The organism is Sorangium aterium, assembly GCF_028368935.1.
Lineage (GTDB): Bacteria > Myxococcota_A > Polyangia > Polyangiales > Polyangiaceae > Sorangium > Sorangium atrum.
Window position 1 is genome coordinate 1,490,303 of record NZ_JAQNDK010000002.1, and the last position, 15,050, is coordinate 1,505,352.

General features: G+C 70.7%; 10 protein-coding genes. 2 read left to right on the top strand and 8 right to left on the bottom strand.

What is annotated here, in order from left to right:
* Positions 1-70: 70 nt before the first annotated feature.
* The 6 genes from POL72_RS20625 to POL72_RS20650 form a co-directional block, all read right to left on the bottom strand.
* Entirely contained in the window at positions 71-1,477 is a 1,407-nt protein-coding gene (locus tag POL72_RS20625) for a hypothetical protein (protein WP_272097190.1), read from the bottom strand.
* 361 nt (positions 1,478-1,838) lie between these two features.
* On the bottom strand, positions 1,839-3,923 hold the full coding sequence (gene metG, locus POL72_RS20630; RefSeq protein ID WP_272097191.1) for a methionine--tRNA ligase: 2,085 nt from the start codon (positions 3,921-3,923) through the stop codon (positions 1,839-1,841).
* A gap of 55 nt (positions 3,924-3,978) precedes the next feature.
* Complete coding sequence (locus POL72_RS20635) at positions 3,979-4,842, bottom strand: DUF6209 family protein (RefSeq protein ID WP_272097192.1); 864 nt, start codon at positions 4,840-4,842, stop codon at positions 3,979-3,981.
* Positions 4,843-5,146: 304 nt separating this feature from the next.
* Complete coding sequence (locus tag POL72_RS20640) at positions 5,147-7,885, bottom strand: Kelch repeat-containing protein (RefSeq protein ID WP_272097193.1); 2,739 nt, start codon at positions 7,883-7,885, stop codon at positions 5,147-5,149.
* 457 nt (positions 7,886-8,342) lie between these two features.
* On the bottom strand, positions 8,343-9,140 hold the full coding sequence (locus POL72_RS20645) for a Mu transposase domain-containing protein (protein WP_373372218.1): 798 nt from the start codon (positions 9,138-9,140) through the stop codon (positions 8,343-8,345).
* Positions 9,073-10,692 carry a DUF1552 domain-containing protein gene (locus POL72_RS20650; protein WP_272097196.1) on the bottom strand — a complete coding sequence of 540 codons (1,620 nt, stop codon included), beginning with the start codon at positions 10,690-10,692 and terminating at the stop codon, positions 9,073-9,075. Before POL72_RS20650 ends, POL72_RS20645 begins: the two co-directional genes overlap by 68 nt.
* A 423-nt stretch (positions 10,693-11,115) precedes the next feature.
* Between POL72_RS20650 and POL72_RS20655 the strand changes: the two genes are divergently transcribed.
* Positions 11,116-11,625 (top strand): RDD family protein, encoded by a 510-nt coding sequence (locus POL72_RS20655; RefSeq protein WP_272097197.1) that lies wholly within the window; start codon positions 11,116-11,118, stop codon positions 11,623-11,625.
* 148 nt (positions 11,626-11,773) lie between these two features.
* On the opposite strand, the gene POL72_RS20660 is transcribed toward POL72_RS20655, so the two are convergent.
* Positions 11,774-12,094 (bottom strand): hypothetical protein, encoded by a 321-nt coding sequence (locus tag POL72_RS20660; protein WP_272097199.1) that lies wholly within the window; start codon positions 12,092-12,094, stop codon positions 11,774-11,776.
* 550 nt (positions 12,095-12,644) lie between these two features.
* On the opposite strand from POL72_RS20660, the gene POL72_RS20665 reads away from it, so the two are divergent.
* Complete coding sequence (locus POL72_RS20665; RefSeq protein WP_272097200.1) at positions 12,645-13,049, top strand: hypothetical protein; 405 nt, start codon at positions 12,645-12,647, stop codon at positions 13,047-13,049.
* A gap of 45 nt (positions 13,050-13,094) precedes the next feature.
* On the opposite strand, the gene POL72_RS20670 is transcribed toward POL72_RS20665, so the two are convergent.
* A complete protein-coding gene (locus POL72_RS20670; RefSeq protein WP_272097201.1) occupies positions 13,095-15,011 on the bottom strand; it encodes a hypothetical protein in 1,917 nt (638 codons plus the stop codon).
* Positions 15,012-15,050: the final 39 nt, after the last annotated feature.

Genomic DNA, 15,050 nt, shown 5'->3' on the forward strand with positions numbered 1-15,050 from the left:
CGCGATCGAGCTCGCGCTCGCTCGGCTGGGCTCTCTGCAGCCCGTCAGGGTCGTGAGCAGGCCGGGGCCTTCAAGGCTCCTTCTTCTTCTTCCACTTCTTCTTCTTGGGCGGCGGGAGCTTCGTCTTGTTCGGGTCCTTGGGCGCCCACGGGACGCGCGTGTCGATCGGCAGGATGTCCTCGTGCGGCAGGGCGCGCTCGCCCTCGCGCTTCACCGCGAACGACGCCGAGACCACGTTGAGCCTGTGCGCGCCGATATCGGACAGATCGCCCTTGGCGCGGAGCCCGACAGGGATGCAGAACCTCCTCTTTCGCTCTTCTTCATCCATGTCGCCCGCCGGCGGCGCCCCGTCGCCCGGGCCGCGCAGCTGGCCGAGCCGACTCGGGTCCTCCATCGCCTGCTGGAGCTGCTCGAGCACCTCCTCGGCGCACACGAGCTCAGGCTTGGGCTTCTTCTTGCTGCCGGACGGATACTGCACCTTGGACTGGACCTTGACCGTCACGGTCACCGGCTGCCGGTCAGGCCCCATCTGCAGCGCGCTCCCCGCGAGCGCGCCCTTGGCCCCGTCCACGATGCGATCCCACGTGGGGCCGTCTCCGGCCGACGCGCTCACCAGCCGGACGCCGAGGACCTGGCCGTCGGCGCCGAGCTTGACCTCGAAGGTCGCCCGCGCGTCGAGGGGCGCGGCCGAGGAGCGCACCATGTCCGCCAGGGTGCTCGCCACCGCGCCCGCGGCGGGGACGCTGATCCCGACGCTCTTGTCCTTGCCGTGCAGCGTCTCGTTCAGCACCGTGCCCGCGATCGCCGGATCCACAGGGCGAGCGCGCGGGGCGGCCGTCGGGGCGGCGCGCGGCGCGTCCGGGCCGGGAAGCACGCCGGGCACGGTCCAGAGGGGCGTCCCGAGCCCTGGCGCGAGCGCGATGCCCCCGCCCGCAGCGGGAGGTGCCCCGCCGTACTCGTCGCCGGGCGGCGCCGTCGCCGGGGCCGCCGGCGCCTGGGCGGCGGGCGCAGGGGCCTCGGCGGTGGGCGCGGGGGCGCCGGGAGCCTCGGCGGCGGGCGCACGGGCCTCGGCCGCAGGCCGGGCGGCGGCTTCGGCTGCGGGCGGCGCGCTCTCCGGAGGTGCGGCCTTCGGCTCTGCGGCCGGAGAGGCCGGCGCAGGCCTCGCGCGATCCACCGAGGCGTTCTTGGCCGCTGCGGCGCCTGGCGCGGGCGCCCGCGCCTTCTCGGCCGGAGGGGCCTTGCCGATCTCGCCGGCCTCCTCCGGCTCGCTCGCGACCGGCTCGCCCCCGGCCGGCGCCGCGGTTGCGGCCTGGGGAGCCGGTGGTTCCAGCTCGAAATCGATGCCATCCACGAGCGCGGACGGCTCGGCAGGGCCCTCGAGAGGCCGTTCCGGCGTCGGCGCGGCGAGGATCGCGGCGTGCGCCGCGACCGCCATGGCCAGGGCCACGGCATCGCGCCCCCGCAGGGAGATGCTCACCGCCTCCTCGTGCCAAGGCAAGCGCGCATTGACCAGGTCTAGCACGCCCCCCGGCGCGCGGACCGGCATCCCCCTTGGTCCCCCGCCCACCGGCGTGAAAAGCACGATCGCGGCGCAGCGATCGCGGCCATACCGCTCGGCCGCGGAGGCGGGGTGGCGAGGGGATTCTCCCACCTGCCGGAAGGATGGAACCGCCAAGTCGCCAGAAGACGCCAAAATTTTTTTTGTTTTTCTTGGCGTCTTCTGGCGACTTGGCGGTTCAAAAGACCCCACCTGCGGCCAGAGGTACACCACCGCCAGAGGCCGGTGTTTCGCTCCCGTCGTAGTCGCTGCGCTGTGAATCGCGTGCCGACGTGCGGTATCAGAGCACCGGCGTGCCCGGCGCGGCGTCCTCGACCGTGATGGTGCGGACTCGCCCCTCGACATCGGCGGTCAGCAGCATGCCTTCCGACACGAGCCCTTTGCCGAAGTCGCGCGGCGGCAGGTTGCAGATGACGACGACCCGCTTGCCCACCAGCTCTTCCGGGGCGTAGCTCGCCGCGATGCCCGAGATGATGCGCCGCGGAGCGCCGTCGCCGGTGTCGACGCGCAGATCGAGCAGCCGGTCCTTCTTCTTCACGCGCTCGGCGCTCGTGACCACGCCGATCCGGAGGTCCAGCCGGGCGAAATCGTCGAACGCCACGGGGCTCTTGCCCTGGCGCGCCGGCGGGGCAGCCACCTCGGCGCCGCCGCTCGCCGCGGGCGCGGCCTTCGCCTCCGGGGCCGCCTTCGACTCGGCCTTCGCGCCGGCCGTCGCGTCGGCCTTCGCCGGCTCGGCGTCCGGCCGCGGCGGGGCGAACCGGGCGAGCAGCTCGGCCTCTCTCTCCTTCTCGAGGCGCGGGAAGATGGGCGAGCCCCTGCGGAGCTTCTCGCCCGGCGCTCGCGCGGGGAGCGCCACCGGCCAGCGATCGCTGCCCGCCTCGAACGCGATCGGCGGCAGCCCGAGCTGCTCGCGCATCCTGCCCGCCACGACCGGCATCACGGGGGAGATCATCACGCTGATCGCCTCGAGCTGCTCGATCAAGGTCGCGATGATCGTCCCGAGGCGCGCCGGGTCCGTCTTCTTGGCCACCCACGGAGCGGCCTTGTCGATGTAGAGGTTCGCCGCGGCGATCACCGTCCAGATCGCGTCGAGCGCGCGCGTCGGCTGGTTCGCGTCGAACGCGGCCGCCGCGGCCGCCGCGGCCTGCCGCTGCGCGCCGGCGAGCTCCTCCTCGAGCGGGCCCGAGGCCCCCTTCGCGGGGACCTCCTCGGCGAACGGGAGCACGCGATTCAGCAGGTTGCCGAGCGAATTGCCGAGCTCCGAGCCATACCGCGACAGCACGTCCTGAAGGCCGAAATCGCCGTCCTGGCCAAACGAGATCGCGCGCATCAGGCAATACCGCACCACGTCGACCCCGACGGGCGGCGCGCTGGCCGCTGCATCCGGGCCGCCGGGCAGGGCCGCCGCGGCCGCCTCGGAGAGGGCGGCCGCCACCTCGACGGGGCTGATGGTGTTGCGGAGCGTCTTCGACATCTTCTGGCCGCTGTACGTGAGGAACCCGTGGGCGAAGACCTGGCGCGGCAGCTCCGCCTCGCCGTAGCCGGCCGAGAGCAGGAACGCAGGCCAGTAGACGGCGTGGAAGCGCAGGATGTCCTTGCCGACGAGGTGCACGTCCGCGGGCCAGAAGCGCGTGTTGTCCTCCGGCTCCCGGAGGGCGGTCATGTAGTTCGCCAGCGCGTCGAACCACACGTACATGACGTGCTTCGGGTCGTCGGGGACGGGGATGCCCCACTGGAACGTGGTGCGGGAGACCGACAGATCCTGGAGCCCCTCGCGCACGAAGCTCACCACCTCGTTCAGGCGGCTCGCCGGCTGCACGAAGGTCGGGTTGCGCTTGTAGTAATCGAGCAGCGCGTCCCCGTACCTGGACAGGCGGAAGAAGTAGCTCTCTTCCTTGACGCTCTCGGCGGGCTTCTTGTGCAGCGGGCAGACGTTCCCGGGCTGCTCCAGATCCTTCTCGGTATAGTAGGCCTCGCACCCGACGCAGTAGAGCCCCTCGTAGTGGCCGAGGTAGATGTCCCCGCGCGCCTTGATCCGGCTCCAGAGCTCCTGCACGGCCTTCTTGTGGCGCGGCTCGCTCGTGCGGATGAAGTCGTCGGGAGCGCAGCCGAGCTTCGGCCACGTGTCGCGGAAGACGGCGGCGATCTCGTCGGCGTGGGCGCCCGGCGCGAGGCCGCGCGCCTCGGCGGCGCGCTGGATCTTGAGGCCGTGCTCGTCCGTGCCGGTGAGCATGCGGCTCTCGTGGCCGCGCAGCCGGTGGTAGCGGCACAGCACATCCGCGGCGATCGTCGTGTAGGCGGTACCGAGGTGCGGGACGTCGTTGATGTAATAGATGGGCGTCGTGACGTAGAAGCGGCTCGCCATGGGAACGCCCTCTTAGCATGGGGCGCTCTCCCGCGGCGAGGCGGCGGGGCGCCGATCAGAGCCGCGCGTCCTCGGGGAGCTCGGCCTGGTGCAGGACTCCATCCGTGAACACCTGGCCGTCGATCTCGTAATAGAGCCGGAGCTGCACCTTGCGCGCGTCCGGCCGCGGCGACACCGAGCCCGGCGTCGCGGTGGATCCCTGGAAAATCTTGCCCGCGAAGCTGAACTGCTGGTTCGGGCCCCACCCGGTATACGAAAGCGGGATCGTCTCGGCGTGGACGAGCGCGTCGTGGCCGTCGAACACGTGGACATCGATCCATGCGCTGGCGCCCCACGCCGAATGGCTGACCCACGCGTCGAGGTCCAGGTGTATCTGGATGTCTGTCCCCGCGATCGGCCCCTGTGCGGGCCTCGGGAACGCGTAGACCTTCGAGACCCGAAAGGCCCGGACGTTCGTGATGTCGGGGCGCCGCTGCGCCCCCGCGCGGTAGACGACCGGCTGCGCCGGGATCCGCGGCGGCGGGCCGCCCACGTCGAACCAGTAGTTGTCGCCGAAGCGCGTGTCCCACGCCTCGCACCGGCGGCTGGTCTGAGAGAAGCCGTGGAACCAGATCTCCGCCTGGGTCGCGTCGTCGGGCACCGAGATCTCCAGGGCCGCGGGCCTGTGCGCGACGACGTGCCCGGGCGGGTTCCCCGGGGCCCGCACCTCCTCGACGACGCTCCCTTGCACGATCGCGCCCCGCGGGTGGAAGCGGACGTAGGCGGTGATGTCGCCGATCTCGGCGCCGCGCCACGTCGTGAAGCAGCGCGACAGGCGGCTCAGCTCATACTCGATCCTGAGCTTCCCCCCGCGCTCGATCGGACCCTGCTGCGCGTGCTGCCAGTCAGGCAGGAACTGGAGAACAGCGGTCGTTGCCATCGGGACCCTCCTTGCATGGACGCGTAGCCAGGAACGGGCAGCCGATGCAAGCGGGGCGACGTTTCGGCCGGCGTGAAGGCCGATCGCCCGTCGGCCGATCGCGCCGGTGCGGTTCGAGGGGGGCGTGACGGCGGATCGCAGCTCCTCGGACGGCATGGACCCGGACCGGGCCCAGCTGTCAAGCCCCGGGCCTGGGGTGATCGGCGACAGGTCGTCGACGTCGATCATGAGGTTGTCTGGCCGCGTGGGCGCCGCGCCTGCGCGACGGCCTCGCTCCCGCGGGGATGCGCGGGCCTCGCCGGGGTCAGGGCGTGTAGACCTCGGCGCTCGGCAGACTTCCGAAGTATATTCCGCCTGTGACCAGTACCTTGCCGTTCCCGAGCAGGACCGCTGTATGGCTGTTTCGTGCCTGGTTCATCGCGCCGGTCGGGGCCGAAGTCGTTCCTGTCGAATTCACGAGCCAGGCTGTCGCCAACTGAGACGTCCCCATATAGCCTCCAGCGATCAACACCCTGCCGTCCGTGAGCCGCGTCGCCGTGTGGTAGGCGCGGATACCGATGGCCGGTCCGGGTGACCAGCTGTTCGTCGCCGGATGATACAGCTCGGTGCTCGACAGATAGTTGTTGCCGTTGGCACCTCCGGCGATCAGCACGTCGCCATTGTTCAGCAACGTCGCCGTGTGATACCAACGCGGGACGCTCATGCTGCCCGCGGGCGACCAGCTGTCGGTCGCCGGATGATAGAGCATGGCCCTGTCCAACAGCGTCCCGTTGCCGTTACCGCCCGTGACCAGCACGTCGCCGCTCGTGAGCCGCGTCGCGGTATGCTTGCCGAGGGTGGCGCCGTCCGGCGCGGCAGGCGACCAGGTGTTGCTCGCCGGATCGTAAAGCGCGACTGGGGCAGTGAGAGCGTCGAGCAGGAACCCACCCACGACCAGCACCTTGCCGTTCAGGAGCAGCGTGGCCGAGTGTCCGACTCGGGCGGCGTGCGGCGATCCCGCGGGCGACCATGTGTTGGTCGTCGGGTCGTACACCTCGGCGGCGTTGGACGCGGACGTCCCGTGGCCTCCCACGACCAGCACCTTGCCGTTCGGGAGCAGCGTCATCGTGTGCTCATCTCGCCCAGTTGCCATGGGAGGGGCCGCTGTCCAGGTATTGCTTAACCGACCGTACAGCTCGGCGCGGTTGGCCGCTGGCGCATGGCCACCCCCCGTCACCAGCACCCTGCCGTCGTTGAGCACGATCGCTGCGTGCTCGGCTCGATCGTCATTCATCGGCGTGACCATCGTCCATGCCGTGGCAACCCACGTCGTGGTCGGATCGGCATAGAGCTCTGCGCTGGACAGGTACGCGTTCGTGATGATTCCATACCTCACGCCGCCCGCGAGGAGCACCTTGCCGTTCGCGAGCAGCGTCGCGGTGTGCCCGCTGCGCTCGTCGCTCATCGCTGGAACCGAGGTCCACGCATCGGCCGCCGGGTTGTAGAGGGCGGCGGTCGCGGTCGATGTGGTGAGGCCGATGGCCCCGCCCGTCACGAGCACGTCGCCATTGCTGAGCAGCGTCGCAGTGTGTCCGGTGCGGGGGACAGCCATCGGAGCGGCCGCCGTCCACGAGGGTGCTGCCGGATCGAAGATATCGGCGCTCGCGAGCTCGTGGGAGGAGGGGTTGTAGCCGCCCGTGACGAGCACCTTGCCGCTCGCGAGCCGCGCCGCGGCGTGTTGATAGCGGGGCGTGCTCATCGATCCAGCCGACGACCACGCGCCGGCGCTCGGATCGTAGAGCTCCGTGCTCGAGAGGTAGGAGCCGTTGCGCCCGCCCGCGACGAGCACCTTGCCGCTCGTGAGCAACGTCGCGGTGTGCCCGCCACGGCCCTGGGTCATCGGTGCGGTCGCCGACCAGGTGCTGGTCGCGGGATGATAAATCTCGGCGCTGGCCACGTAGGTGTTGCCGGCGGTGAGCCCACCGGTCACCAGCACCGTGCCATCGTCGAGCAGCGTCGCGGTATGCCCCTGGCGCGAAGCGGTCATCGGCGCGGCCGCCGACCAGGTGTTCGTGCTCGGGTCGTAGAGCTCGGCGCTCGCGACTGGCGCGCTCGAGGCCCCGTTTCCGCCCGCGATGAGCACCCTGCCGTCGCTCAGCCGTGTCGCCGTGTGGTAGCGGCGGGCGGGGGTCACCGATCCGGCGGATGACCAGGTGTTCGTGCTCGGCCTGTAGAGCTCGGCGCTCGCCAGGAGAGCGCCGTTGTACCCGCCCACGACGAGCACGTTGCCGTCGTAGAGCAGCGTTGCAGAGTGCCCGTGGCGCGCGGTGCTCATCGCGCCGGCCGGCGCCCACACGGGGTCGATCAGCGCGGGCTCGCCGCCCGCGTCCGCCCAGAGCTCGATGGTCGCCCCGCGCACCGCGAGGCGCGCGGCGATCGGGCGACCGCCGCGCGCGAACGCGGCCGGCGCCGTCACGCGCAGCCGCGGCGCGCCGGACTCGTCGACGACCTCGACGGCGTCGCCCTGCTGCCTCAGGGTCGCGCCCGCGACCTCCCACGCGGCCGCGGGAGCGCCCGCGCGCGCGATGCCCGCGTCGAGCAGCAGCCACTCCTCGTAGCCTTCCTCGATCGCCGACCAGAACGACGTGCCGCCTTCGCGCCGGAACGCCACCGCCTGCTCGGCGATAACGCCCTCGCCCTCGGCGCCGATCTCGCGCACACGCGCCTCGAAGCCGCCGGGCAGATGGAACCGGATCTCCCCCTCGCCGCGCGCCGGCAGCGCGGCGTGCAGCCCGCCGCGTCGCTGGAGCGAGGCCTCGATCTCGCCGTCGCCGGTTAATCCGACGGTCGAGGCGAGCGCGAAGCCGCGGTCGACCGCGACGAATGCCTCGCCGCCCCCGAGGATCTGCAGCGCGTGGTCGGGGAAGCGAAGCTGGAGCTCGTCGCCCGCGGGCGGCTCGGGGCCCAGCGCGCAGCCGGCGCCGCCCGTGGACAGCGCCCCGCAGAAGAGCAAGGTAGACAAGATGAACAGCCAGCGCTGGAAAGGGGAATCGAAACGCATCATGACGCTCCTCCTTGAGTCATCGGTTTCCAGAGACCGCGGTCTTGGGGCGGAAAGGGAAAGAGAACCTCGGCGGCGTGTGGGGCTAAGAAATCCAAACGCGATGCTGCCTGCCTGCATGCTGCCACGTCGCAGGGTCATGGGGCCACCCCATCGCAGGATCATGGCGCCAGGGGGGAGACGACGTGATCGGTCTCGACCACGCCCGAGACCGCGAAGCGTGTCGATGTCTCCGGAGCCGGGCGCGCAGCGACCGGCGACCTCTCTTTTCGCAGGGTCATGGGGCCACCTAGGCCCCCGTGTAGATCCCGGCAGGGTCCGCGACGCTCAGGAGCGGGCAGGTTCACCCGCCCCCGGCGACACCAGCGGTCCTATCGACGAGGGGGGCGAGGCACACCGATCGGAGCGAGGGGTCAGAGGCGCGGCCCCAGACTCGACGTTCTCGCCGGGGCCGCAGCGGTCATCGCCGCCTGCCGCGTGGGTGGGTGGGCGGCTTGCTGCGCGCGGTCACCGGCGCGGGCAGCGCAATGACCGTGCGCTGATCCGTGGACGGTGACGCCGGCGGCTTCGCCGTCTCGAGCATGCGCGCCACGCGCTGCACGTCGACGACATCGAACGCGAGCGCGCTTTGGCAGATCGCCTCGACGCGCCCGTTGCCAAACTTCTTGCACAGACGCAGCAGTGCGTAGACCAGCCGCATGCGCGTCCAGGGCAATGGCACCGCGAGCAGTCGCTCAGCGTAGACGCCGACGTGCACTCCGCACTTCTTCGCGCTCGCGATGAGCGAGGCGACGTCGCGCACCGCTGCGACGTCCTTGCCCATGGGGTAGTCGCTCGGATCGGTGGAACGCTTGCCCGGCGCGACGCGCGCGTGCACTTTCACGAGCTCCGTGCCGGCGTAGATCCTCACCGATGCGCGGTCGGCGCGAACGCGCACTGTGCTTCCGACGTAGCGGGTGGGCACGCTGTAGAGCGACCGGAGCACCTGCACGTATCCGCGAGGTGGACGAACTCGTGCTCTCGGCGCGAGCGCCTGCCGGGCCGGCTCCAGCAGCGCTCGAGGTAGGGCGATCAGGGGGTGAGATCGATCAGCGATTGGGTGCCTACGGCTTCCGGGGGCGTCGGCGCGGTCGCTGGAGGGCTCGGGGGAGCACGGCGGTCCCGAGGCCGATGAAGACGAGGGAGACCGCTCAGGAGTTCGCCCTGAGCGCGGTGAACTCGCCCGGATCGTGGATGGTGGGGGGATTGGTCCCGCCACCGATGAAGTCTTCCGTCCGGTCGTACATGCCGAAGTGGGTCACCGGCGCCGAACCGCCCTTTGCCGGGAAACCATCCGGGCCTGCCTTGACCCCGAGGGCGTTCATCAAGCTGCAGAAGTACTTGTTGATCGGCGCGTTGGCGAGCGATGGATCGGTCCCCGTTTCCTGGGAGATCGCGTCGACCCGGTCCGACGTGCCGTCGGCACACGTGATCTCGCTGTTGCCGGTCGTGAGATCGGGCGAGCCGTCATCGACGTTCACGGCCCAGCCGGTCTTGAAATAGCCGCCGGCGCTGCCGACCTGGACGATCGGCAGGTTGTTGAGGTTGCGGGCGCAGCCGTCCGACGCGTCCTGGAACCAGACGGCCGCGCAGTTGTCGAGGAGCGTGCCGTCGCCCTCGTCGATACGGTTCAGCTGCCCGACGAGGTGGGCGAACTTCCTTGCATAGTAGTCGTCGATCTTGAGGATCATGTCGATCACACCGGGGACGCAGGTGCCCGTCATGCCCGCGTGGTCCAAGCGACTCGCGAGACCCGCGGCCTCCTGCGTCAGGCCGAGCCCCTTGAAGCTGTAAGCCGCGGGGTACTTCAGGAAGATGACGGGGTTCGCGTTGCACGCCGCCGCGAGCAGGGCGAGGTTCGAATAGAGGTCCGCTCCGTCCAGGCCGCCTGAGATCGGCTGCGTCAGCTTGTCCGAGTAGTTCGCGTTGCTCACCAGGTCGATGTTTTCTTGCGTCACGCCGAGCGCCGTGGCGAGGGACGTGTTGCACTGCGAAGGAACCACCACGTTTCCTGTCGCGTGGAGGAGCTCCTTCCAGGCTGCGAGCTTCCGCTTGTCGGCACGGCTCATGTCGAACCGCTCGAGCGTCTGCAGATCGTCCCTCACGATGTCGAGGATGCTCTTGCCGCGCATCGCCGCGTAGGTGTCCGGAGACGTCGGCTTCCCCGCCTCGAAGAGTCCCGTGAGGCTGCTGAAGGCCTGCGACGCGGAGATGCTATTGAAGAGGGTCTCGGCAGCGGAGTAGGAGATCGCCGACTGAGAGTTGTCACGCTCACCAATCGTGTTCATGAGCAACGGAGTGCCTTGCGGGCTGAGCTGTCGTGCGATGACGTGGTCCAGCGAGGGACCGGTCGGCATGGCGTAGAACTTCGTCGCCGTGTTGAAGCTGAACGGGTCGTTGCTGTTGGGAGTGACCGGGTGGCAAGTGAAGTACGACCCGTTCACCTGCGTATTTTCATCGTTCCCCTGCCCCCGAACCATCGTCGCCGTCCACTCGTTCATCGCGCGGATGCCTCGGGGCATGAGGAGCTTGTCGACGTAAGGCGCCAGGTGCTTGAGCGTCGTCGACTCGAGGTCCGCCGCGGTGAGCGGCCCGTGCGATTTCTTCGGGAACCACCGCGTCGTGATGCAGCCATAGTGCGTGTACATCACGATGAGCCGCTTCGGTGGCGTGGCCGGCTGCGCCATCACGGTGCGGTCGAGGATCGAGCCGAGGAACGGCGCCGCGACGCAAGCTCCGCCCAGCCCCCGGAGGAAGATTCTTCGGTTCACGCGCTTCGCCATGGTCGTATTTTTCCTGCCTCAGTTGAGGCAAACGCCCGGCTGACACTCGGATCGCCGTCGGATGCCCGCGTTTGCCACGTCTCCATCCCCCCTACAATGCCCGCGGGCCCGTGAATGTATTTGGGTTTCGCTCGGCCGGGCGCGTTCGCCGAGCGGAAGGACGCCCCGCGATCACCGCTCGACGCGGCAGCCCGCCACGTCGCCGCAGTCCTCGAGAGCGCACCGGTCGCCCTTGCGATCCGTCCACACTCCGAAGACCGACGCCTGTTTGATCGCTCATCGCCGGGTCGAAGGGGCTGTCTTCACGCCGCCGCATGCGGGGCGTAGCATGCGCTTGGGCGCGCCGACTCCGGGGGCAGTCTGCCCGCGAGCGCTGCGCCGCGACGTCATCCAACCCCATGGAGAGGTCTCATGAATTCTCCGACCGCGCAGCCCGCCGAGAGCTACAACCCCTACGAACCACCCAAGGCAGACGCCTCCGCGGCGCTGCGACCGGAGGAGCGCTCGCGGTTGCGGCTCGCGAGCAGCGACAGGCGGCTCGTGAACCTCGTCGTCGATTACATGGGATTGATGCTGTTCACGTTCCTCGTGGGCGTGATCTTCGGGCTCCTCGGAGGCGCCGACGTGTTCGAGAAGGCCAACGATACATTGCTCGGCCTCGTGATGATGTTCGCGTACTATGCCTCGATGGAGGCGATCTTCGGCGCCACGCCTGGCAAGCTCGTCACTGGCACGCGGGTCGTGATGGAGGACGGCAGCCGCGCCGGCCTCGGTCGGATCGCGCTCCGCACCCTGTGCCGGTTCATCCCCTTCGAGGCGTTCACGTTCCTGACGCGGCGGGGCGGCGCGCCCGTGGGCCTGCACGACCGGCTGTCGAAGACCCGTGTCATCCTCGTGCGCGGCTCTGACGACGCACGTTGAGAGGCGGTTCGCCGGGCTCCAGCGGGGACGAGCCGTGTCTCCGGGGGCCGGCGGCGTGCGTGGTGCCCGTCGCAAGAATGCGATCGTCTCTTCGTAGCCTCACGGCGTTCGCGGCGCGTGCGCCTTCGTCGCCTCGCGAAGGGGCAGGTCAGGGGAGGGGCTGCTTGCGAAGGCGAGCGAGAGAGCGAGCGCACTGGAGGGCCATGGCGCCGAACCCGACAAAACAGACACCGACGTCAGACCAGCTCCGGAGATCGAGGGCTTCGACGCGCACAAGCAAGAGATACGCGAAGGCGAGGTTGGCCAGCGCCCAGGCGACGTTCACCGCCGGCGGCGACAACCCCTTGAATGGCGGTGATGCGAACGGGGTCTGCAACGGCTGGCCGGACACGCCGGCGATCAAGTGGGGGAGCGCATTGGCGAGGAACGCCCCACCGAAGAAGTACGCGAAATAGACATACCAGGGCATGGTGATCTCCTCGAGCTGTTCGAGCGGAGGCTGCTCTCGCGTCAAGAAGTACGCTGTGGCGGCTTTCACATGCAAGGAAGAAGACCGGGCCACCCCGGACCGTCGAGTGGAATCGTCTGGACTTCTTCCTGTCTCCTGCCCGAACACGAACAGCCGATGCCGTCTGCGCGCGTGGAGGCGCTCGGGTTCCGGCGGAACGACGATCTGGCCGCGATGTACCCCATCCCGCCGAAGCGGGCGTGAGCGCGGCGGCCAGCGCCGCGGCGTCCTCTCACGTCCGGGATGGGCAGGCTCACCTGCCACAGGGTGTCACGTGACACCCTTGTGGCGATGTGTCACCCGCAGCGCTCCCGGCCGAAGGCTCGAGCAGGCGCCCGGGGGCTCCGCGCGCGCGCCTCCCCGCAGCGGAGGCGGGCGGCGCGCGACGAGGACGAGGCCCGACCCTCGCGGTCCGACGCGAGTTCGCCTCTGGCCTGCCGGTTGCTGAGGTCCCTGCGCGAGCGAGCCGTCGAGGTGAATCGACGGCCGCACCACCACAGGAGGACTCGTCATGATGCTCGAACGACATGCGCTCATTCGCCGGACCTTGATCGCCGCTGCCCTCGCGTTGCCCATCGGCGCCGCGATCGCCGCGGGCGCGCCGAGCGACGCGGTGGCCGGCTGCCAGATCACGGTGAGCGTGCACAACTCCGGCAGCCAGGCGTTCACGGTCGACTGGGACGAGAGCAAGGTGAAGGTGTCCGGCGGCACGTGGGACAAGCTCGCGAACAACTCGTCCGAGCTGGTCGGCGCCGGTCAGACGAAATCGGTCGTCTACGGGGCGCTCTTCAATTGCGGAGCGAATCGCCGGTACCAGATCCACACGACCCAGGGCGGCGACGAGGAGACGACCTATTTCCCGGGCGTCAGCTCCTGGACGACGGACCAGACACCCACGATCAACATCTCGATGTGACGCTGCCTCGAGCGCGGTCCGGGCCCCTCGCGCGGTGGGTCGACATCAGCGCGCGAGGAGCGCGATCGCGTCCTGGATCCCGGCGTGGGTCAGCCGCACGCGGACGTCGAGGCGGGCCGCGCCGGAGCCGAGCACCTCGGAGGTGACGGCGAGCGGAATGGCGACCCCGCCGCGCGCCGGCAGCGCCGCGAGCGCGGCGAGATCCTTGGCGACCTTGTCCAGCGCCTCCGGCGTGTCGCCGTTCGCCGCGAGCAGCGTCAAGCCGGCCAGCGAGAAGAGCCCGCCGGCCAGCGTCCCGCGCCTCCGCAGCACGTCGATGTCCGGCGCCGCGCCGAGCGTGCCCTCGTCGCGCCCCGGATCCACCGCGACGCGCAGCCGATCCACGAGGGCGGCTTCGTCCTCGCCGATCCCGAACCACGTCCGCTGGCCGGCGGGGACGACGTAGAGGTGGGTCGTGTGCGCGGGCGGGGCGTCCTTCGTGAGCGGCTTCGAGCGGAGCTCGACGTGGAGCGTCCCCGCGGGCAGCGAGGCGGGCGCGCGGACGATCGCGTGCGTCGTGCGCTGCTTGTCCTCGTCGTCCTTGCGAGCGCCGTCCTTCGGCGCGCCCCCGGGCTTGCCCGCGGCCCGCGCGGTGTTTCCGTCCTTCGGCGCGCTCCGCTTGAGCTTGTCGAGCTCATCGCCGCGCAGGAGGAGCTCCTTCACGCTGGAGATCCAGGTCGGCGCCGGCTCCTCGACCGAGGCCAGCATCCATCCCTGGAGCGCGAGGCGCGCCGCCTTTTGCGCGCGCTGCGCGCCCTTGTCGCGCTGGTAGGCCGCGAGCGCCTTCTCCGCCGCCGCGCCGTTCGCGCCCGCGCCGAAGACGAAGGGGCCGCCCGTGAGGGCCAGGGTCTCGAGGCGATCGAGGACCTGATCGAGCCGCGTCTCGTCGTAGCCGTCGTCGATCATGTCGTCGCGCAGCGCCTTGAAGACGGCCTCTCGCAGCGGGGTGAGCTCGGCGCGCGACGCGCCCTGCGTGTGGAAGGCGACCGCCGTGTCGGCCGGGAGGCGGAAGAAGGCCGGCGGCGGCGCGGCGTCCTGCGCCGCCGCCGGCGCGAAGGCCAGCGTGAGGGGCGAGCGCCGGCCCGCGAAGCGCAGCGTGAGGCCGACCTCGACGTCCGCGCGGCCCCACGTGAGGTCGACGTTCAACCTCTCGATATCGCGCAGGAACCCCGCGGCGAGCTCCTGGCCCAGCGCCCCCGCGCGGCCGTCGTCCTCGTCCGCGTCGCCCGCGCCGCTCGCCTCTTCCACGGCCTGGCGGAGGGTCCGCTCCGAGAGCTCGATCCGCGCGTCCGCGTCGAGCGGCTCGCGGGCCACGACCTGGACGAGGTAGGCCGCGGCGGTCTCGATGTCCTCCACGTTCGTGCCGCAGAGCAGGCGGGCGCCATCCCGCCGCTCGCCGGGATCGAACGCGCAGGCCCAGGGCGGCGCCTCGTCGTCGGGCTCGGCGTCACGCGCGCGCTCGACGCGCAACAGGCCCGGGTGCTCCTTGAGCTCCTTGAGCGCGAAGCGATCGGCCAGCCGCGGCACGTCCTGCTCCGCGACCGACAGGGAGGCCACGGCGTGATCGCCCATGGTGCCCAGGAAGGCGACGTCGAGCGGCCTGTCCAGATCGACGATGGCGGCGAGCTCCGGGCCCACCGCTTGCGCGAGCACCTTCGTGGGATCCGTCGAGCCGATGGTGAACACGAACGCGCTGCTCGGCAGGAGCCGCGCGACGTTGTCCCAGGTCCGCTTCGGATGGGCGATCCTCAGCACGAAGGCGAGCTCCGCCGGCGCTGTCGCGGGCTGCGCCGCCGCGACCGCGGGCGCGGCGACGGCGGGGCGCGGCGCCGCGAGCACCGGCGCGTCAGGGGCCCGCTGGGGAGCCGGGGCGCCGGCGCACGCGGTGAGGAGGGCGATCGGGAGGAGGGCGGCGCGCTTCATGGAGGCGCCGATCGTCGCGCTCGAACCGGGCCCCTGGCA